Source organism: Bythopirellula polymerisocia, assembly GCF_007860015.1.
Classification (GTDB): Bacteria; Planctomycetota; Planctomycetia; order Pirellulales; family Lacipirellulaceae; genus Bythopirellula; species Bythopirellula polymerisocia.
The window spans coordinates 594,863-614,801 of record NZ_SJPS01000004.1; the positions used below are offsets into that span (position 1 = coordinate 594,863).

The 19,939-nt window shown below is 53.5% G+C and carries 17 protein-coding genes and 1 tRNA gene; 11 read left to right on the forward strand and 7 right to left on the reverse strand.

What is annotated here, in order from left to right; genetic code table 11:
- Positions 1-5: 5 nt before the first annotated feature.
- The 5 genes from greA (at position 6) to Pla144_RS15250 (ending at position 3,570) form a co-directional block, all read left to right on the forward strand.
- On the forward strand, positions 6-485 hold the full coding sequence (gene greA, locus Pla144_RS15230) for a transcription elongation factor GreA (RefSeq protein WP_197530717.1): 480 nt from the start codon (positions 6-8) through the stop codon (positions 483-485).
- Positions 485-1,264 (forward strand): TatD family hydrolase, encoded by a 780-nt coding sequence (locus Pla144_RS15235; RefSeq protein ID WP_146451531.1) that lies wholly within the window; start codon positions 485-487, stop codon positions 1,262-1,264. The genes greA and Pla144_RS15235 overlap by 1 nt, the downstream gene beginning before the upstream one ends.
- A gap of 194 nt (positions 1,265-1,458) precedes the next feature.
- Positions 1,459-1,719: a hypothetical protein gene (locus Pla144_RS15240; protein ID WP_146451532.1), complete on the forward strand. Its 261-nt coding sequence runs from the start codon at positions 1,459-1,461 to the stop codon at positions 1,717-1,719.
- 351 nt (positions 1,720-2,070) lie between these two features.
- Positions 2,071-2,472 (forward strand): VOC family protein, encoded by a 402-nt coding sequence (locus Pla144_RS15245; protein WP_146451533.1) that lies wholly within the window; start codon positions 2,071-2,073, stop codon positions 2,470-2,472.
- Between the two features lie 36 nt (positions 2,473-2,508).
- Positions 2,509-3,570 (forward strand): M42 family metallopeptidase, encoded by a 1,062-nt coding sequence (locus tag Pla144_RS15250; protein ID WP_146451534.1) that lies wholly within the window; start codon positions 2,509-2,511, stop codon positions 3,568-3,570.
- Between the two features lie 3 nt (positions 3,571-3,573).
- On the opposite strand, the gene Pla144_RS15255 is transcribed toward Pla144_RS15250, so the two are convergent.
- Positions 3,574-4,005 (reverse strand): RrF2 family transcriptional regulator, encoded by a 432-nt coding sequence (locus Pla144_RS15255; RefSeq protein ID WP_146451535.1) that lies wholly within the window; start codon positions 4,003-4,005, stop codon positions 3,574-3,576.
- A 130-nt stretch (positions 4,006-4,135) separates the two neighbouring features.
- Here Pla144_RS15255 and Pla144_RS15260 point away from each other — a divergent pair, with 130 nt between their 5' ends.
- From Pla144_RS15260 to ric, 4 genes are all read left to right on the forward strand, one after another.
- Positions 4,136-6,358, forward strand: coding sequence for a nitric-oxide reductase large subunit (locus Pla144_RS15260; RefSeq protein ID WP_146451536.1), 2,223 nt, complete (start codon positions 4,136-4,138; stop codon positions 6,356-6,358).
- Positions 6,358-6,693 (forward strand): cupin domain-containing protein, encoded by a 336-nt coding sequence (locus Pla144_RS15265; RefSeq protein ID WP_146451537.1) that lies wholly within the window; start codon positions 6,358-6,360, stop codon positions 6,691-6,693. The genes Pla144_RS15260 and Pla144_RS15265 overlap by 1 nt, the downstream gene beginning before the upstream one ends.
- Positions 6,694-6,705: 12 nt before the next feature.
- A complete protein-coding gene (locus tag Pla144_RS15270; protein WP_146451538.1) occupies positions 6,706-6,948 on the forward strand; it encodes a hypothetical protein in 243 nt (80 codons plus the stop codon).
- 73 nt (positions 6,949-7,021) lie between these two features.
- On the forward strand, positions 7,022-7,747 hold the full coding sequence (gene ric / locus Pla144_RS15275) for an iron-sulfur cluster repair di-iron protein (RefSeq protein WP_146451539.1): 726 nt from the start codon (positions 7,022-7,024) through the stop codon (positions 7,745-7,747).
- 137 nt (positions 7,748-7,884) lie between these two features.
- On the opposite strand, the gene rsgA is transcribed toward ric, so the two are convergent.
- Positions 7,885-9,012, reverse strand: a complete 1,128-nt coding sequence (rsgA, locus tag Pla144_RS15280; protein WP_146451540.1) for a ribosome small subunit-dependent GTPase A — start codon at positions 9,010-9,012, stop codon at positions 7,885-7,887.
- 93 nt (positions 9,013-9,105) lie between these two features.
- Positions 9,106-9,597, reverse strand: a complete 492-nt coding sequence (locus Pla144_RS15285) for an FHA domain-containing protein (RefSeq protein WP_146451541.1) — start codon at positions 9,595-9,597, stop codon at positions 9,106-9,108.
- Positions 9,598-9,663: 66 nt separating this feature from the next.
- Here Pla144_RS15285 and Pla144_RS15290 point away from each other — a divergent pair, with 66 nt between their 5' ends.
- Positions 9,664-10,770, forward strand: coding sequence for a TIGR01212 family radical SAM protein (locus Pla144_RS15290; RefSeq protein ID WP_231936380.1), 1,107 nt, complete (start codon positions 9,664-9,666; stop codon positions 10,768-10,770).
- On the opposite strand, the gene Pla144_RS15295 is transcribed toward Pla144_RS15290, so the two are convergent.
- From Pla144_RS15295 to Pla144_RS15310, 4 genes are all read right to left on the reverse strand, one after another.
- A tRNA-Leu gene (locus tag Pla144_RS15295) sits at positions 10,752-10,835 on the reverse strand. The genes Pla144_RS15290 and Pla144_RS15295 overlap by 19 nt on opposite strands.
- A 79-nt stretch (positions 10,836-10,914) precedes the next feature.
- Entirely contained in the window at positions 10,915-14,421 is a 3,507-nt protein-coding gene (locus Pla144_RS15300) for a UvrD-helicase domain-containing protein (protein WP_146451542.1), read from the reverse strand.
- A gap of 78 nt (positions 14,422-14,499) precedes the next feature.
- Positions 14,500-14,832, reverse strand: a complete 333-nt coding sequence (locus tag Pla144_RS15305) for a transposase (protein WP_146451543.1) — start codon at positions 14,830-14,832, stop codon at positions 14,500-14,502.
- A 116-nt stretch (positions 14,833-14,948) separates the two neighbouring features.
- Entirely contained in the window at positions 14,949-18,161 is a 3,213-nt protein-coding gene (locus tag Pla144_RS15310; protein WP_146451544.1) for a PD-(D/E)XK nuclease family protein, read from the reverse strand.
- Positions 18,162-18,536: 375 nt separating this feature from the next.
- On the opposite strand from Pla144_RS15310, the gene Pla144_RS15315 reads away from it, so the two are divergent.
- Entirely contained in the window at positions 18,537-19,838 is a 1,302-nt protein-coding gene (locus Pla144_RS15315; RefSeq protein ID WP_146451545.1) for a DUF1559 family PulG-like putative transporter, read from the forward strand.
- The last annotated feature ends 101 nt before the right edge of the window (positions 19,839-19,939 follow it).

The window sequence follows — 19,939 nt, forward strand, 5'->3', positions numbered from 1 at the left end:
ATGGTATGATCGAACGCAACCCCATGACCCGTGGCGGGTACGACAAACTTAAGGCCGAGCTATACGATCTTGAGAATGAACAAATGCCAGTCATCGAACAGCGGATAGCGACTGCACGTGCCGAAGGGGATTTGAGTGAAAACGCGGAGTACCACGGCGCTCGCGAGAGCCAAGGACTCTTACAGGCAAAGATCAATATGCTCCGAGACAAGCTGTCGCGGGCAGATATCGTCGATGTCTCAACTCTTCCCAAGGATCAAGTAGTCTTTGGCGTGACCGTCAAAGTGAAAGACCTCGACTTTGGCGATACCGAGGAATTCACGCTCGTAGGGTCAGGCGACGAAGATTACGACGAAGGCAAGATACTTATTACTAGCCCACTTGCTCAGGGCCTCTTGGGCAAGAAAAAGGGAGACAAGGTCGAGATCGAAGTACCGGCCGGCACGAATCGATTTGAGATTCTTGATTTGCGGTTTGAGGAATAATGTTCTTCGATACGCACACGCATCTCGACCAGGAAGAATTTGACGACATTCGTTCCGAGGTACTGGCGAGGGCGCGCGATGCTGGGGTCACCGAGTTAGTCGCCGTTGGCACAACCGCCACAGCGAGTGAAAAATGTGTTTCACTCTCGCAACAACACGCTGGCGTTTTCGCGGCTGTCGGCATCCAACCCAATTACGTTGCCGATGCGGCTCCCGACGATTGGCAGAAGATCACGCAGCTCGTGAAGGAACCGGGAGTCGTTGCCATTGGTGAGACGGGGCTCGACCGCTACTGGGATTTCGCCCCTTTTGACTTGCAGCAGGATTACTTTGATCGGCATCTGCGGCTGTCTCAGCAACTCGATCTGCCGTTTGTTGTTCATATGCGGGACTGCGATAAAGACATCATGGTGATGCTTCGCGAGGCCCGGCAGCGGGGTCCCTTACGCGGAATCATGCATTCCTTTACTGGCGGAATGGAAATGGCAGCGGAATGTGTCGAGATCGGACTGCACATCAGCTTTGCAGGGATGCTAACGTTTAAGAAGTCTCAAGCCTTGCGTGAGTGTGCTGTCACAGTGCCTGACGAGCGGCTGCTGATTGAAACGGATGCCCCTTACCTATCTCCAGAACCCGTACGCGGCAAGAAGCCCAATGAACCGGCAAATGTCGTCCATACCGCCGAGTGCTTGGCTCGAGTGCGAGGCGTGAGCACGAAGGAACTTGCAGGGATCACAACCAGAAATGCCCGTGAGCTTTTCCGAATCGATTCGAAGTGACACTTAGCGGTAGGTTGTTTCTTGTGTATCCGCGAAGCGAATCTCGTCGGACACGTTGCGACCTCGTTTCAACGGAGGACGCTTGGCTAGCACGGGACCGCTCTGGGCTCCGCTGTAGCTGCCGTACTGATTGCAGGTCGCGCAATTGCTGGAGGGTTCACTTTGCCAGTCACCGTAGTAACTCGGAGTCGGGCATGTGGCACAACTCTGACAACCGCAGAAGAACGTACGCAGACGTCTCAGGAGCGGACAGTCACAAAGTCTTTGATTGGGGTAGCATGACCCACATCCCGACCCACACACGGGCGTGCCGCATCCGCAGGGGACACCGCAAGAAGCTTCGCAGCCACAGCAAGGATCTGGACAACAGCAACTTGGCTCAGGGCAGCAGCAGCCCGGATCGGCCACACCACAGCTTACACAGTCGCAGCAGCCATCCGCACAGCCGCAACTAGGGCAGGCACAGGAAGCCTCTGGTACGCCACAGCACGGATCGCAGCAACTCCCGCAACGCATCCCACTCAGGCACCCACAACAACCAACGTGGCAGGTACAGGCAATTGCAAAAATCAGGCAGAGAAGATTTCTTGGGGACATGGTTACTGCGCTCCAACAAGTGCGTGTTCGAATCATTGATCGCTCAAGTTCCCGCCGAATCCAGCGATCGGTTCCAGGAAACAAGAGGATATTCGTAGTGGTTTATCGTCGAAGAGACTCGCGGTTGGCCAGAAAATCGTTAAAATCGTCAAAGATTACCATTGGTTTGCTAGCAATTCAGGCAGATTTGCTGACCTCGAAAGCACTTCATGACAGCGAAACCCCTCCAACTTGGCCCCATGGATCATGTGGCGTTGCTATCGACCGACCCCGCCAGGGGTGAGCGGTTTTACTGCGACGTACTTGGGTTTCATGCCGTACCACGTCCCTCATTTTCTTTCGATGGCCGCTGGCTCGTGCATGAGGAAGTCGGCGTGATGCTTCATTTGATTCACCGAGCGGATCACAAACCGAGTGGCGAAGGATTTGACACGCTTAATGGGCACTTTGCAATCGGTTGCCCCGATATTGACGGTGCGGTTGCCGTACTCAAGTCGCATGGCGTCGAATTCGTGGAGAAAAAACTACCAGACTATGGCTACCGACAACTGTTTCTCCGAGATCCAGATGGCAATTTATTGGAACTCGGCGAATGGCCTCGTCGGATCTAATCGAAAATTTTAGAACTTTCAGAAAGAAGAAATCGAATGGAAGCCTCTGCTAAACAGTTCTTTCAATTAATCCTGGAAACTCCGAGTCCCTCTGGATACGAGCAACCGGTGCAAAATATTGTCCGGAGTTACGCAGAAGAATTTGCGGATGAGGTCACGACGGATTTACATGGTAACGTCATCGCAGGCTGCAATGTGGGCGCTCCCTTGCGGGTGATGTTTGCCGGGCACGCCGACCAGATCGGACTCCTGGTCACACACATCAACGATCAAGGTTTTATTTATACCAACACGATTGGTGGGTGGGATCCCCAGCAACTCATTGGTCAACGGATGACCATCTATACGAACACTGGCCCAGTGCCAGCGATCATTTCTCGCAAGCCAATTCATCTGCTCGATCAAGAGGAACGTAAGCAGGTAGTAAAACCCAAGGACATGTGGCTAGACATTGGCGCTAAGTCCAAAGAGGAAGCTGCCGAGATTGTCCGCATCGGCGATCCTGTGACTCTTGAGCTTGGCTACCAGGAACTGCGCAATGGTTTGGCTAACTCTCCTGGCATGGACGACAAGACTGGCTTGTGGGTCTGCATGGAAGCGTTGCGGCGAGCAAAAAAACGCGGTCTTGAGGTGGCCCTTTATGCAGTTGCAACCGTGCAAGAAGAGATTGGTCTCCGCGGGGCTCATACGAGTGCCTACGGCGTGAATCCACAGGTGGGCATTGCGGTCGACGTGACGCATGCGACCGACTGTCCCACGATCGACAAGACCCAAGAAGGAGACATCAAGCTCGGCGGAGGCCCCGTCATCTATCGGGGCCCCAACATGAACCCCGTGGTTGTTGACCGTCTGAGAGAAGCATCCGAATACGGCGATATTCCCTGCCAATGGGCTGCTAGTGGTCGTGGCACCGGTACCGATGCAAATGCGATCCAGTTATCACGCGCTGGCGTGGCAGCGGGTTTGGTCAGTGTCCCCAATCGCTACATGCACAGTGCCGTGGAAACAATAGCCCTGGCAGACCTCGATGCTTGCGCCGATCTGCTAGCGACGTTTGCCCACAAGCTCACAGCCGATGCTGACTTTATTCCTCGCTAAGTCTCAAGTGGGTTGTTTGCATTCGCATAGCGGAGGGATGTTGCTCGATTTGTTGAGCAGCGCCGCAACAGTAACTCGCGCAAATGCGGCTTCCACAGTGGCAAACGCATTATCCAACTCGCGGTGTAGCGGACAGAGGCTCGTGTGGGACTCCAAGCCAAGCGGGCAGCTTTCGATCCGCTGGAGGGGGCCAACCGCCTTGATCACATCCAAAATCGTGATTGAAGCTGGATTGCAGTCAAGTTTGTATCCACCACCTGGCCCCGACTGGGATCGCACCAATCCAGCTTTCACCAGGTCTTGCAGTACTTTGTGAAGATATCGTCGAGGAACTTGAATTGACTCGGCAAGTTGGTCGGCGGATTCCGCCTTTTCAGGAGTACGAGCAAGCCAAACGGTAGCTCGTAGGGCATACTCGGCAGTTTTTGGCAACATGTTTTTACCTCCACGCTAATACTACACCTTGACATGGAGAATACAACCCGTAAGCTCATTCTATATGTAGGCATGCAGTATTTATTGGATGCGATAATTCAAAAAATTACATCAATTTACGAGGGTCATTATGAAGCGACTGTGGCTGCTTTTTGGCTTAGTTATGGTGGTCTCCTTTGCAGTGCTCGGGTGGATAGGGGTTCGAATTTATCAAGAAGTCCCGCCGCTGGTAGATAAAGTTGTGACGACGGAGGGCAAGGTTGTCATTGATGAAGGAGAGATTCAAGCAGGACAAAACGTCTGGCAATCGATGGGAGGAATGGAAGTTGGCTCGGTCTGGGGGCATGGAAGTTATGTCGCTCCCGATTGGACGGCTGATTGGCTGCATCGCGAGGCAGTTTTCATCCTTGATCGCTGGGCACAAGACGAATTCAGCACGGATTACGCTGAGCTAGACACAGAGCGACAGGCACAATTGAGCGGGCGGTTGGCGGACCTGATGCGAACCAGCACCTTTGATCCGGCAACCGGAGCGGTTACGGTTGATCCGATTCGAGAGGAGGCCTTCCAGTCAAACCTCCAGCATTATTCCAAGGTATTCTCCGACGGCAATGCGGACTACGCAATCCAAGCGGGTGCCATTACGGATTCTGAAAGACTCAAGCAGTTGTCGGCATTCTTTTTTTGGACCTCCTGGGCAGCTTCGACGAACCGTCCTGACGATCACGTCACTTACACGAACAATTGGCCCTATGAGCCTCTGGTTGGGAATCGACCCACGGGAGATGCCGTGGTCTGGACAGGCGTGAGCATCATCATGCTGTTAGCGGGAATTTCCGCCATGGCGTGGTGGTATGCGTCTCGCCGCAGTGAAGAGGAAGAACCACTGGCACCGGAGACGGACCCACTTGGTCAGTGGGAAGCCACTCCATCCCAACAGGCGACGATCAAATATTTCTGGGTCGTCTCGGCCTTGATTCTGCTGCAGATGTTGCTGGGTGTTATCACCGCACATTATGGAGTAGAAGGCGATGGGTTCTATGGATTCCCTCTCTCTGAATGGCTACCGTACAGTGTGACTCGAACCTGGCATATTCAGATCGGCTTGTTCTGGATCGCCACTGCCTGGCTGGCAGCCGGGCTGTTCATCGGTCCCCTGGTAAGTGAGCAAGAACCCAAGGGGCAGCGATTAGGTGTCAATATTCTATTCCTGGCTTTGCTGCTTGTGGTTGCCGGTTCGCTGACTGGCGAGTGGCTAAGCGTCCAAAACAAGTTGACCGACACCGTGTCCTTCTATTTTGGTCACCAAGGGTACGAGTACGTCGACTTGGGACGCGTGTGGCAACTCGCGCTTTTTGCCGGGTTGCTTTTGTGGCTCTTCTTAATGATTCGAGTTTTGCTTCCCGCGCTGAGAAAAGAAGGCGAGCAAAAACAACTCGTGGCTCTGCTGGCAGTTTCCACCACGGCCATTGCCTTGTTTTATGGAGCAGGCTTGACGTGGGGTCAGCATACTCACCTTTCTATCGTTGAGTACTGGCGCTGGTGGGTTGTTCATCTGTGGGTTGAAGGGTTCTTTGAGGTCTTTGCCACGACCGTCATTGCGTTCATCTTTATGCGACTGCATCTCATTAGACCAGGCATCGCTGCTGCAGCGGCCTTGTTGTCCGCAACCATTTTTCTCTCTGGCGGGATCATCGGCACCTGTCATCACTTGTATTTTTCGGGGACACCGACGGTAGCGCTAGCTTGGGGCTCAGTCTTTAGTGCTTTGGAAGTAGTGCCATTGGTTCTAGTGGGCTTCGATGCTACGGAAGATCTGCGTAGGTCAAAAACGACACCGTGGGTGCGTCACTACAAGTGGCCCATCTACTTTTTCATTTCTGTAGCCTTTTGGAACATGATCGGTGCCGGTCTGTTTGGTTTTATGATCAATCCGCCGATCGCGCTTTACTACATGCAGGGATTGAACACGACACCGCTCCATGGACACGCCGCACTCTTTGGCGTATACGGGATGTTGGGTATCGGTCTGATGCTCATCTGTCTGAGGGTCTTGATCCCAGGGGTTGAGTGGAAAGATGGCTTATTGCGATTCTCGTTTTGGGCGTTGAACGGCGGACTGATGGCGATGTGCGTACTCAGCCTGCTACCGGTCGGGCTAATGCAAACGTCAGCGTCGGTTGAGCATGGCTATTGGTATGCACGCAGCTCAGAGTTTATGCAATCACCATTGATGCAGAATCTACGGTGGATGCGGGTTCCAGGTGATACCTTGTTTTTCCTTGGTGCTGTTGCCCTTGTTGTTTTTGTTGCCGGGCTGAAAACCGGGCATTCCTTTAGGAGGAAATATTGATGGCCATTCCCCATGCAAAATCCGCAGAAGTTGTCGACATCCGTCCTCTGGACACGAAACTTCATACAGCGCAAACGACAACCTTGGTTAAAACCGATTCTCTGGAAGTGATTCGGCTAGTCTTGCCTGCTGGAAAAGAAATAGAACCGCACAGCGTAGTGGGTGAAATCACGGTTCAATGTCTGGAAGGCGACGTCCTCTTTCGCGCGGGAGGATTGGATTGCAAGCTGTCCAGTGGCCATCTGATGTACTTAGCTGGATCGGCCGAGCATTCGGTGCGAGCCATCGAAGATTCGTCGCTTCTAGTGACAATCGTTTTGAAACACGGGCATTAAGAAAGGGCACTTATGTATTATTTGTACGGATCAAAGAAGGGTGCTGAACATCGCCTAGTTGCTACGTTTGGCTCTGAACAACAATTGCTGGCTTATGTTCGCTGGGCGACGTTGAAAGACCTCGGCGAGCATAGCGGCAAGTTCGAACAAGGGAGCGCGCTAGCAAGCTACAGTGCTTGGGAGCATTCCACCGAGCCACAAACCGATGAGGATGCCAGTGGTGTCGTACACAACCCGACGCCGAGCATGTTGTGACACGACTAAAGATTATTGTAAGCATTCGACTTAATTGCGATTCCTCAACACACTAGCCAAAACAGAGCGAATCATGGCAAAAATCAACCTGAGTTCATCTATCGGCAGCTGGGTTGCCCAGCATCCACAAACTTCGCGGGTGTTCGAATCGCTTGAGATAGACTATTGCTGCGGTGGTGGAAAACCGCTAGAACAGGCCTGCTTGGATCGAAAGCTTGATCCTCTACAGGTCCTGGAGAATATCGAGCAGGCCATCAACCAGTTCGATGAGCCCACACGAGACTGGCTCACTACGTCGCTATGTGAACTTTGTGATCACATCGAACAAACGCATCATGCCTACCTCAAGAGCGAACTGCCACGATTGTCTGGATTGATCGCCAAAGTAGTCAACGCCCATGCCGCATCTCATAAGGAGTTGCCAAAACTCCAACAGGTCTTTGCCGAATTGCGCTCCGAACTTGAGCCACATATGTTCAAGGAAGAGCAGGTGCTATTCCCGGCCATTCGATTACTCGAACAGTCGAAAGAGAACCCGGCATTTCCGTTCGGTACAGTTGCTAATCCAATTCGAATGATGGAGCAAGAACATGACAACGCAGGTGACGGCCTGGCTCAAATACGCAAACTGACACTGGAGTATGCCGCTCCCGATGGTGCCTGCAATACCTATCGTGCGATGCTCGATGGACTGCGTGAATTGGAGCTCAACATGCACCAGCATGTCCATAAAGAGAACAACATTCTGTTTCCGAGAGCGATTTGCCTGGAAGAATCACGAGTTGGCGCAGCGAGCTGAACGCAATGTCGTAATAGCTTCCTTGTTGTCTGCTGACGGACAGTGCGCGCGAAGCTCTTTCGCTGCGTTGTCAAAATAAGTTGCACAGGCGAAAAAGGTTCGAGGAGATTTCTCGGTCCTCGCCAATCCGCTAGCGGCTATATCTCGTCCCCTGCGTGAATCTGCAAGTAACTCTCATACCGCCGCACATCGATGGCCCCTTCGGCCACGGCATCCTTTACGGCGCACGGCTCCTCATGGGTGTGCGTGCAGTCGGGGTAACGGCAGTGGCTCACGTAAGGGCGAAGATCGCGGAAGAACCCTGCTAACTCTTCGGGTACCACATCCCACAAGCGAAACTGTCGGATGCCAGGAGTATCGATAACAAATCCTCCCATTGAGAGGGGAATTAACTCGGATGTGGTCGTCGTGTGTTTTCCTTTCTCGGTTTCGGCACTCACTTGCTGAACGCGGAGAGCAAGTCCTGGATCGATGATATTGAGCAGACTCGATTTGCCGACGCCACTCTGGCCTGTCAGAACCGATGATCTTCCTCGCAGTAGTGAGCGAAATTCGGGTATTCCCCAACCTTCGGCGGCTGAAATTTGTAACACTCGGTAGCCGAGCTGGCTGTAGACACCGACGAGTGGTTGCAAATCGCCACGATCGACTAGATCCACTTTGTTGATACAGATTATTGGCTCGATACGGGCTCGCTCGGCAGTTACGAGATAGCGGTCGAGAAGATTCGGTTTCAATCGTGGCTGGGCCGCACTGGTGACAATCAATAATTGATCAACATTCGTTACCAGCACATGCTGACGACCACGACTATTGCGGCTTAAGACGCCAGTGCGCGGCTCAACGCGTTCGATGATTCCCTCGTCAGCGCCTGAAGGTCGCACCCACACGCGATCTCCGGCGGCCACCACATGCCGCTGATCTGTGCTCAGTGTCTTGAGCAGCCGACGGGTCGCACATTGTCGAAGCGTGCCGTCGGCGAATTGCACCATGCTCACTAATCCTTGCACTCGCAGCACGCGCCCATCGAGGCAAACTAATGTGTCCACCGCAGGTGAAATAATGCCTTCCTCATCAATCTCGGCATTAGCAACTGTTCGTTTGCGGGTGAGGTCTCCCTTGCCACTAACGCTTTGTCCCGAGGCAAGATCAACGACCGATTCCTCGTCGCTGGCAAAATCGCGAGTCAGGTCGTTGCTCCGTGTCCGGACATTACGATTCTTACGGAGATCGGCTCGAACCTTACGCTGTTTTTTTTTGCCCATACCAAAGGGAGGTTAGCTACTCGAAAAGAGAAACGCCCAAGGATTGCAGTCCTTGGGCGTTGAAGTGGAAAGTGATTATCGCGCGAAGAGTGCTCATACAGGCCGATCTGGCATCTTGAGTTGCTCTTCGTTTTCGAGAACGTCGTATCTGCGGAATGATCCATCGGCCTTCTTGCCCGCGTACTGCGGGGCCTTCTCCCGAGCATCGGAAGACTTTAGTCCGGCTCGAGAGAGTAACGATTCGGTCATGATTTCGTTGGGCATGTCGTCTGCAGGTGGCGGGCCAATAGCACCCAAGTCCGCAGGGGAATAGAACAACTCATAATCATGCTTTGCCACCGAGAGTGTATCTCCCGGATCAACACGCTTCTCTTGAACCCGAATACCGTTGACCTTCACTCCGTTGCGGCTCTGCATATCGCGGATAAACCAATATCCGCCATTGAGCACCAACCGACAATGGTGGGCCGAGACGTTAGCAAAACGAAGGACAATGTCACAACTTTCGCGGCGGCCAATCAACAACTGTTTTTTCAAGAGAGGGATGGGATCGCCGCCACCGAGCGGAGTTAGTTCACCATACATGAGATTACACTCTTGCGAAAAATTTCTTTTGCCCCAATGATAAACGAATACGCGGGGAGTTTTTTAGTGCACAGAGGGCGAAGCAATTCGCCGAATGCCGACCCTCGTGTCGAAGCCCTGGCCTGTTTGTTAGTCTACCTGGATCACCTTGTGAAGTCAACTAACTTGATACTGGATAGGGATTTACAGCCGACCTGGCGTGCCGCGGGCCTGCGTTATTTTTCCTACAACCATGCATTAACGCAGCGATTTCAGTGTCGTGTCCAGAAAGTCAGTCTCGACGCTGGATTTACCTGTCCCAACGTCGACGGAACCGTGGCCAAGGGGGGCTGTACCTTTTGCGATAACCGAAGCTTCAGCCCGAGCAGACGGCTCCCGAGAGCAGATATCCTCGGACAAATTGACCAGAGTATTCTCCGCATGCGGAATCGGTACAAAAGTTGCAACCACTTTTTGGCCTATTTTCAGCCCGCCACCAACACCTACGCCCCCGTCGAGCGTTTGCGGCCACTATATGAATCTGCACTCAGCCACCCCCAGGTCGTTGGACTTGCCATTGGCACGCGGAGCGACTGTGTTCCAAACGACGTCCTGGACCTGCTTCAAGATTTGGCCAGCCGAACTTACCTCTCGGTCGAGTACGGAATGCAAACAATGCACAATCGTTCGCTCGATTGGATGAATCGAGGCCACGACCACGATTCGTTCCTCGAAGCGGTCGAGAGGAGTCGCGGACGTGGGTTCGAGATTTGTGCCCATGTCATGTTGGGACTCCCTGGCGAGTCGCACGCCGACATGCTGGATACCGCACGGGAGGTTGCCCGCGTGAACATTGATTCTGTGAAGATTCACAACCTGTATTGCGTCAAGAACACCCCCCTGGCCGACCAGGTAGCTGCAGGAGAAGTGCAACTCATCGGCCGCGACGACTACGTGCAAACGGTCGTCGATTTCCTGGAGATACTCCCGCCGACGATTGTCGTTGAGCGGATCAGTGGTGACGCGCCGCCCGATTATTTCATCGGTCCCGATTGGTGCCTCGACAAGTCAGGGGTAAAACGGGCCATCGAAGCAGAATTCGCCCAGCGTGACTCGTGGCAGGGGAAGCAATATGAGAAAAAAATGGTCTGTGATAATGCTTCCAGAGAATCGAGTACCGGTGAGAGGATTTGAACCTCCACGCCCTTGCGGGCACATGGACCTGAACCATGCGCGTCTGCCAATTCCGCCACACCGGCTTAAGCAGTTTACAATCTCAGAAATGCCTTCGCTTGGCAAGGGGAGCCGACGAAAAACGGTCGCTTGCTTGGTTAGGAGTCACCCTTCAACTTCACTATCAAGGGCTTCGACTGCTTGCAAAACCTCTCGGATTAGGTCTGCCTGATTCGCCTCACTTTGGCGCCATTGAGATTCCGCAGGGGGCCGCAAGAAATAGAGCGTGCTTTCCACCGGTTGAACACCCAACGCTTTTTCGCAAGCCATTCCATAAACGAACATCTGTATGGCGTAGGACCGAGCAGCCGCTGGGACATCTGCGGCGGAGACGTTATTGGTCTTGTAGTCCAACAGGTGCCACTCTCCCCCATTATCCTGATAGAGGCAGTCAATGATCCCTTCCAGATAGCGGCCCGTCAGCGAATCGCTCAACAATTGGCCGGGAAGCAGAAACTCCACCTCCCGCAACAGACAGCGAGCCTCGGTCATGCTCTTGTATCGAGGTGACTGCAAGAAACGTGATACCAATTCGATTGCCTCAGACGCCCCCTCTTCGGCGTTGAATTCCAAATGGTTCGGTGCCAGAAAATCGCACAAGTCCTTCACGTCAGAGAATGAGACAGAGTTCCTGTTCTCAGTGATCTGTTCCAACACTTCATGCACTAGCGTGCCGAAGCCGCGAGGGTCTAATAGGGGGGTGGCAAGTTCTAATTCATCGTCCAGCGATTGGGATTGGATCAATCGTTTATGCAGTTTCCCTGATAGTCGCGAGAACGAGAAACTCTTGCGTGCTTTCAAGTCAACTGATATCGGTGCTACTCCGGGAGGTATCATGCCACCCCCAGACTCGGCCAGCTTGAAAGTCTTGTCGACCAACTTGATGAGGTCCGCCCCACGGGCGCGGCTGGCCGGTTTGCGTCCGCTTGTTGGTTCGCTGTTTGTCACACGAATTTCTGGCACCCCAAAGTCAGCGGGCAATTCCGCAAGACAATTTCCTGTTGAGATATCAAATCGCTTCGCAAGGAACTTCAACCAGTCGCTCTTGGGTTTGTCGAGGTCCTTGACGCTGCTCGACAAGAAGAGATAGTCGGCCGCTCGAGTACATGCCACGTAGAGCAAGCGAAGCCTTTCCGCGTTGTCTTCGAATTGCTCAGCCAGTTGATGCAGGTCCCTGCCGACACACGAATCATCGGTAGAGGAAACAAGTGGGCCGAGTCTTAGGTCAAAAACGGGCACCGAACTGCCCCCACGCTGTTGCCGTTCTAGATCGGGAATAACCACCACGGGAAACTCCAGCCCCTTGGCGTTATGGATCGTCATGATCCGAATGACGTCTCCTTCGGCAGTCGTCGAGGCCGCGGGTTCCTTGGGGTCACGGGTGACAAACTGTGTTAATTGCGTAACGAATCCAGCAAGATCACCTGGACTGAGTTTGTCGAGCGTGCGAGCTTGTTCGACCAGTTTGTGCAAATTGGCCAGCTTGCGCTCGCCCAGGAATTCACTTCGTAGCACGGCATCATAGCCAGTCAGCTCGATTGCCAAGCCAAGCAATTCAGCCACGAGTAAATTGTCCTTACGGCTGCGAAGTACTTCGAGAGTGGTCCTGGCGTGTACGACCTTGGCGTGCTCTTGGAGTGAAATCTCGTGGGGAAGTTCCTTAGCAGTCAATCCGGCGTGGAGAGATCCGCACTTCGTTGCGAGCCAATACAGCGTTTCATCTTCCACTGCAAAGATTGGACTCCGCATCGCACCTGCCAAACTCAGTTCATCTGCCTCGCTGCACACGCAACGCAGCAGATGCAGTATGTCGAATATTTCCTGCTGGGCGTAGAAGGCGTGTCCACCTGCCAAATAATAGTCCAGGCCCTGCTCGCGGAGCGCTTCCTCGTAGACCTGCACATCGCTCAAGGCCCGCAAGAGGATAGCGACATCTCCTTGCCGGACGGGGCGGAGCGAGTCTTTATTATTCTCTCTCTGCACGACGAGCGCCTGGCCTGAGTCGATCATCTCTGCCAGTCGCCGAGCAATAAAGCGGGCCTCACGGTAGCGCTCACGCTGGACTCCGCGCAGCTGTGCTGGGATCGAGTCGTCATGCCCAGCATCTGTAGGCGCCCAGAGAAATTCGACAGAGGGTGTAGGAGTAAGTTGAGGGCGACTCGGGCGCAGCGGTTTATACGCTTCTTCAAAGGCATCAAAGAATAGTGCATTCACGAAATCGAGGATGGCACCCTGACTGCGGAAATTTGTTGTAAGAGACAATCTACTTCCCTCAGGAAGTGACTCCCCCAATTGCTGGGAAACTATTGGTTGTGCTCCCCGAAATCGATAGATCGATTGTTTCGCATCGCCGACGACAAACAGTCCCTGCTCAGCCCACTGCTGGCCGCACAAGGCCTTCACAATAGCCACCTGCACAGGGTCAGTGTCCTGAAACTCATCGACCAGAAGCAGCTTGGTACTCTTGGCCAGTTCTCTCTGCTGGAGGGCGTATTCAGGTGCAGTCAACATCCGATGTGCTTTTTGCATCAAGTCGTCGTAGTCCAACACATTGCGGTCTTGCTTGGCCTGTTCGTAGCAGTGAGCAACATCGGCAGAAAGTTTTAACAACTCGAGTCCCGCTTGGGCTGTGTCTTGCAACTGCTCCTCGTTCCATGGCTTGAAAAGGATGGACTTCTTAATTATGTCGTCGCGAACTTTTTTACAGGTATCTCTAAACGAATTGAAATCCTCTTCGGATGCCCAATTCTTCTTCTTTGCGGCATTTCCCTGAACCCTCGCTAGCTGGATCAACTCTTCGAGCAACCTGACAGGATCGTCGCTATCGGGTAATTCCTGTAGGAGCACAAGTATCCGACCGCAATGTGCATGCAATTCATCCGCAGCAAAATCTCCTTTCACACAGATGGTCTGCAATTGCTGCACCGGTTCGGATGCGAGGATTTCCCGAGCTGCCTGTGGGAAGGTTTCCTGGTGATAGTACTCCCTCCACGTGGCAATCAGTTTGGCAGGTGTCGAGTCATGCCAGCCTTCATAGACTTCGCTCAGATTTTCACCAACAAGATTTAGCAGGTATTCACGCAGTTTTTCCAGACCGAACCGGGTGGCCAACTGAATTACCGCTTCATCGCGCTCCAACAGCAACTGTCGCAGGCGGTCATCGAGTGTACGTAATCGCAGGAGATCAGCACTTGCCGCGTCGAGTTGTTCGAAGCGTGGATCAAGATGGGCCTCGACGGCGTGATTTCGCAACAGTGCGCCGCAAAAAGAGTGAATTGTGCTGATGCGGGCCGAGTCAAGAATTCGCAAGAGCCGCCGCCAGGCCTGCTGTTCCTCGGGATCACTTGCCTGGGAAAGTCGTTCGTAGCAACTTCGCCGAACCCTATCGCGCATTTCCCTTGCGGCAGCGTCGGTAAATGTGATCGCGACCAGCTCGTCGAGTTCCGCTGTCGGCTGCAGCTGACGCGGATCGAGATAGGAGAGAAAACGCTCCGTCAGCACAAACGTCTTACCACAACCGGCACCAGCAGCCAGCGCGACCGAACGCTCATGCGCGGCCAATGCCTCGGCTTGCTCGTCGGTGAACTTTGCGTGGGGCACGGTGACGGTCATTGATTTCTATATCCCATATGTCTTTTGGCCGAAGGCCATATACACCGTAGCCTGGGGCATCGGCCCAGGAGAATGTTGTCACAATACACCGTTTGGCCAACGGCCATATTCACTCTCTCTCTTAATCTGTTCCACGAACTTAACGGGTGAATGCATTTTTCCCATATCGAATAAGATGTGAACATGGTCAGCTACGCTTCCTACAACCACATAGGGCGAATCGAGTCTACGAACAGTTGTCGCGAGGTATCCGTGAACTGAGGAACGGATTCCCTCGTCCAAAAAGGTCTCGCGATTTTTCGTACTAAATATCAAATGGGCATAGAGTCTTGTGAAAGACTGTGGCATTTGGAATTCTCCGCAGCAGCGAAAAACTTGGGTAGCAGTGAATATGGCCGTTGGCCAAATCATGATTGTTAGATTAATTCCTGGGGCGATGCCCCAGGCTACGGTAATGAAGGCCTTCGGCCAAATGTGGTTGAATCCATAAAGTGGTCGGTTCTACAAATGTCCTCATCTTCTTCAAGTCATCCTTGCTCTCCTGGATTCCACACTTTTTCCAAACTACGGATCTGCGCTATGCGACAGATTTTGCTGAAATCGCATGTCTCCGTACATCTCTTGTCCTCGTTGTACACAGGGAAATCTCCGGCTCGTACGCCTTGCACTACTTCTTCAATCCGACTGAAAATTGCGGATTGAAGTGCATCCCATCCCTCGGTGGCTTCCAAACCGGATTCTGTCGTTCTGTAGAGTTGCAACGCATCGCGAGCGCCGCCGAATCCCTTTTTTTTGATATTCCAGTAGCCGGTGGCTAGTGGGACCGCCTGCTGGTCGGCCAACAAGAGTTTCTCTGCCGCTATTGCGTAGAGTGGCAACTGCAACTGGCGCCCCGCTTCCATTTCCGCCGGTTTGAGAGTCACTCCCTGGCCCGACTTGTAGTCGATGATCGTGAACACGGTCACACCGCGGACCTGACCAACGTCGATCCTGTCAATCTGTCCGGTGAGGCGAATCTGCTCGTTGCCCAGGTCCAGCGAAAAGGGGACGCTTTGTGAAAGGGGATCTCGAAACTCATCTCCTTTGTCGCGCCTGAGGGGGCCAAAGCTGACTTCGAAATGGGTTGGCCGCAATGGCTCGTCAAACGAGTGCCACTGCTTGCGATACTGCAATTCCTGCTCAGCGTATTGGGGGGCCCACGAGAGAACTACCCTCCGATCAAGTTCCCTCAAGGCATCGTTCAATCCACTGAGCGGGGTTTCAGCGATGAGCCGCTCCAGTGCAGCGGCAAAGCGAGTGACCAATTCCGCTTCGCTTAAGTCATCGTCTAAACCACCCGCCTGCTGGTGCACAGCTGCCAGTACTTGGTGCAATAAGCTGCCACGCCGCAGATGATCACTTCTCAGTGTGATCTCTTCAAGGGGTTCGAGCCCTAAAAGCTTTCCAGCGAAAAATTGAAATGGGCAAGTCGCATACTTTTCGAGTGAGCTGGGGCTCCAGTTATATTCTTCATTGAAACGTTTGCCCAATGCGGCACGGACCGCCTCGCTGGCAAGCATCCCTTCGTAAGGGCCAAACGTATCGCGCTGACTCCGCGAGCCAACGCTGTGGACTCCTTGCAAAATCGCGGCACCTACGTTCTGCGAAACCAACCCCGCGAGCCATTTGGGTTCGCCATCCAGGGCTGCTTCAACTGCCCCGATCCGCCAGTCACTGCGGCTCACTGGGATTTGTCCTTTGTTGGCGAACATGCCCAAGGGCATTTCCATCTTGGGAATCGAATTGTCCGAAAAGCAACGTTCCAACTCTGTCAGAAAAGGGCTGGGTGAAAGGGCTTGGCCCTTCTCGTCAAGTGCCGGGTAGCTGAGAGTGAGGCTCTCGCTAGAGCGCGTCACCATTTCGTAGAACAAGAGCATCGCGTCGCCGGCCTGTTCCTCAGAGGTAGGCGTTCTACTGTTCGTCTCGGCGGAGAAATGTCCCAATTCCTGTTGGTTGTACAGTCGCGTGGCACTTTCAGCGTTTGAATAGGCCTGCTCGCTAAGCCCGGCCAAAAACAAGTGACGTACCGCGAGATTCCGTGCGTTGGCAGCCGAAAAAAATCGCACCCGTCCGGCTGCATCGTGTTTCGCTGGGAGAGGGACTTCGCTAGAAACCAATTCCACAAGGCGCATTACTTGAGCGCTGGTCAACTCTTCGCTAGCGACACCGAGTTGCTCGTCTCTACTGCTTGTTGTGATCAATGCGCGTCGCAGCTTGGGCCAATGAGGCTCCGCAATGCCGAACGACTCAACCAACTGCTCCAGGTGGTCAATCCACTCCCTCAGGGGAGCCCTGAGGGGCAATATTGCTAGTTTCTGTTCCAAGGATTCTAGGATTGGCAATGCGACCTTCACATCTGGAGATAACTTCGACTTCAAGTCGTCGGCGCTGGCCCACAAGCGCACTTGGTCCAAGAGCAATGTACGCCCAGCGGGTAGTTGGGCGCGACGGATACAACGCTCAACAGGGAGTCGCCAATCGTTAGTTGATCCATCCGTGATCCAGCCAGTCGAGCGATTCCCCACCAGATCCAACAACAGATCAAAAGGCCAATCCTGCTCATGCAGGCGGAGCAATTTGACCAAGGATCGCACCTGAGGAGTGTCCTTGAGCTTCCTGTGATTCTCCAAATCGAACGGCAAACCGAAGTCTTCGCACACTTGTGCTATTCGCGGGGCGACTTCGTCCAGATTGCGAAACACAACTGCGATCTCTTCAGGTTTCGCTTCGCTCGTGAAGAGCAGCATCTTGATCCGTCGGGCAATCTCTTGAATCTCGCCCTGAACGCTGTTGGCTGCCAGTATCGAAATGCCAGCCGCTTGGTTAGCGGTCGTTTGGTTATCCCGAAAGAGCTGACGCTCGAGGTGAGCAAGGGCAGGGGAGTCGAATCGACTCGGCCCCACGAACTCACTCTCAACGGCGGGCATCGATTGCAGTAATCGTGTTCGGGTGTCGTTCGTCCGACCGAAGAGGAGTCCCCGCCCCGACGTAGGAGAAGTTTCTCCGTCCTCGCCCAACAAGGAGATGAACAAGCGATCCGAGCGTTCTGCTAACAAACGCAAAATATCATGCTGTGCAGAGGTAAAATCCGTAAACCCATCCACCACGACCAGACCCCACTTCGTGTCGGTCTCGTTTTTCATTTCATCTCTAGCAGCCCAAAAACGTCCTTCTGCGTCATACAAATCTTGTGCAATGAGGAATTGCTGATAGGCAGAATAGATCGCACCGAGATCGCGGTCCCGGTCGGAGCGCGCACGTTGACGAAATTGCTCGGCCCAGATGTCACGCCGCTTGAGCTCGCCGATGAACTGGGCTACCTGTTGGATGAAGCCAGTTGTCTCGGCTGCAGCCGAGTAGTAGCCCAGCTTCTTCTTGGCAGCGAGGTCGGCTACCAACTGCTGCAGGATTCGTAGTTTGTCCCAAGTTCCAATCGGCCCGATACGGCGGCCACTTTGAGCGATCACCTGCTCTGCAAACTTGGCAAAAGTGGCCACCTGAGGATTCAGCAGGGCCGAAACTGTGGTCGAAGCAATTTGGTCGCGAACCTGCTCCAGGGTCGCATGACTGGGGCCGATCCAGATCGCTCCCGGCTGGCGACATTCGCGACGCCATTCGTCGAGAAAGCGCACGTATTGCCGTACCAAAAGGGTGGTTTTTCCCCCTTGTGCGGGCCCAAGGACTAGCTTGACGTTGCTCATGCGACTTCTTGGCCGTCCCGTAGCGGAGGCTTCCAGCCACCGTCCTCATGAATTGGCGGCTGGAAGCCGCACCGCTACGATACCCACATTTCCCCAAAATCACCGGTGAATGAAAACGGAACTAATTGACAGCATAAGTGTAAATAGCGTAAACTATTAGGGTATCGAAGTCCCAGGGCAGATGGGAGGCACCTCGCTTGGTTTTCGATGACATTGTTGTTTCTCTTGATGTCATAAGTTTCAAGCCAGGTTCTTTCTTGTCTTATCGAGGCGGATAGCCCATCGGCTCGGGATCGCCCACTTTATTTTTCGTGGGCCATTGATTCGGGTGTTTTATTTTTTTCTTTTTTCTCATTCCTTTTTTTAGGAGGCATCATGATGGATGCGAAATGTAAGAGACGAGGCTTTACGCTCGTCGAGTTGCTGGTGGTGATTGCCATCATCGGCGTTTTGGTAGCACTGTTGCTGCCTGCGGTTCAGGCAGCCCGCGAAGCGGCACGGCGGAATTCGTGTCTCAACAACATCAAGCAGCTCTCGCTGGCAATCCACAACTATGCGGATAAGAAGAGCGAAGAGTTCCCCTTGGCTTCGACTGCTTTCTTCCGCAGCAATACGATCACTGCCCCCAAGGCTGGTACGACGCAGGACCACTACAGTTGGTTATTTCAGATCTTGCCAGACATGGAACAAAACACCCTCTACACTCGGGTTCGCGAAGCGACACTTCCTACGGGTCCGACATTGGGAATTCCAGTCACTGGTGCGAAAGGTTCGGCCCAACTCAAGGCAGGCCCCTTCGGTACTAACGAGGCTCAAAGTGTGAATGTTTTGGGTAGGGCGCCCACTGCAGGCGAATCGGCTTATGCTTATCAACAGAAGATCGAAGCTATGATGTGCCCGAGCTATCCTGGCAGCGATGAAGCCAAGACTGGTACTTATACTGGTATGAATAAGGTAGCTGTCGGTACATACGTCGCTATTCCTTCGACTCATTACAACACAGATGGAACTGGCCAGGCTATGGACACTGGTGGCGCCACAGGAACGTTGTTTGACAGTATGTCGGGTGCTAACAAGTTTAAGCAGTTGGCCGGCAATGGTGTCCTGGCTTTTGCCCAGAACACAATCACCACGGCTCCCGAGAGTAATGCTGTCAGTATCTATGAAGTGAGAAGGCGTCCCAAGGGGGTGACCTTTGCGGGCATTCGCGATGGTACGGCCAACACGATCTTGTTTGCAGAGTCTCGTGAAGAGAATTATGCATCCTGGATCAGTGGCTTGTCGGCGTATGTAGTTGCTGTAGATCCCGGCACCAATCAGCAGATCCAGAAGATCCAACCGACCGCTGGGTCCAATACGCCAGCTCAGTTGGGATGGCCTGTAGGCACCACTGGTCGCACTGCCTTGAATGTTGGCACTAGCGTCAAGAGTAAGGGTGGTATTGCTGCCACCGGTACTAATGCTCCTCAAGAGGCGGGCGATGTCTACTTCAAGACTAATTATCCCCACAATCGAGGTGTCGCCTACCGGATTTTTGGCCCTAGTAGCGGTCATCCTGGCACGGTGCAGCATGCCTATGCCGATGCCCATGGCAAGAGTATCAACGAAGACGTTGATGCGAATGTCTATGTGCGTTTGGTTACTCGGGCTGGTGGCGAAGTCGTGGAACTGCCGTAGGGCTTACCACTTTCGTTGATTTTTACAACGCCATGGTGCGAACCTTTCGCACCATGGCGTTTTTCTTGATTTCCCGCCAACGCCCAAGGATGGCAATCCCT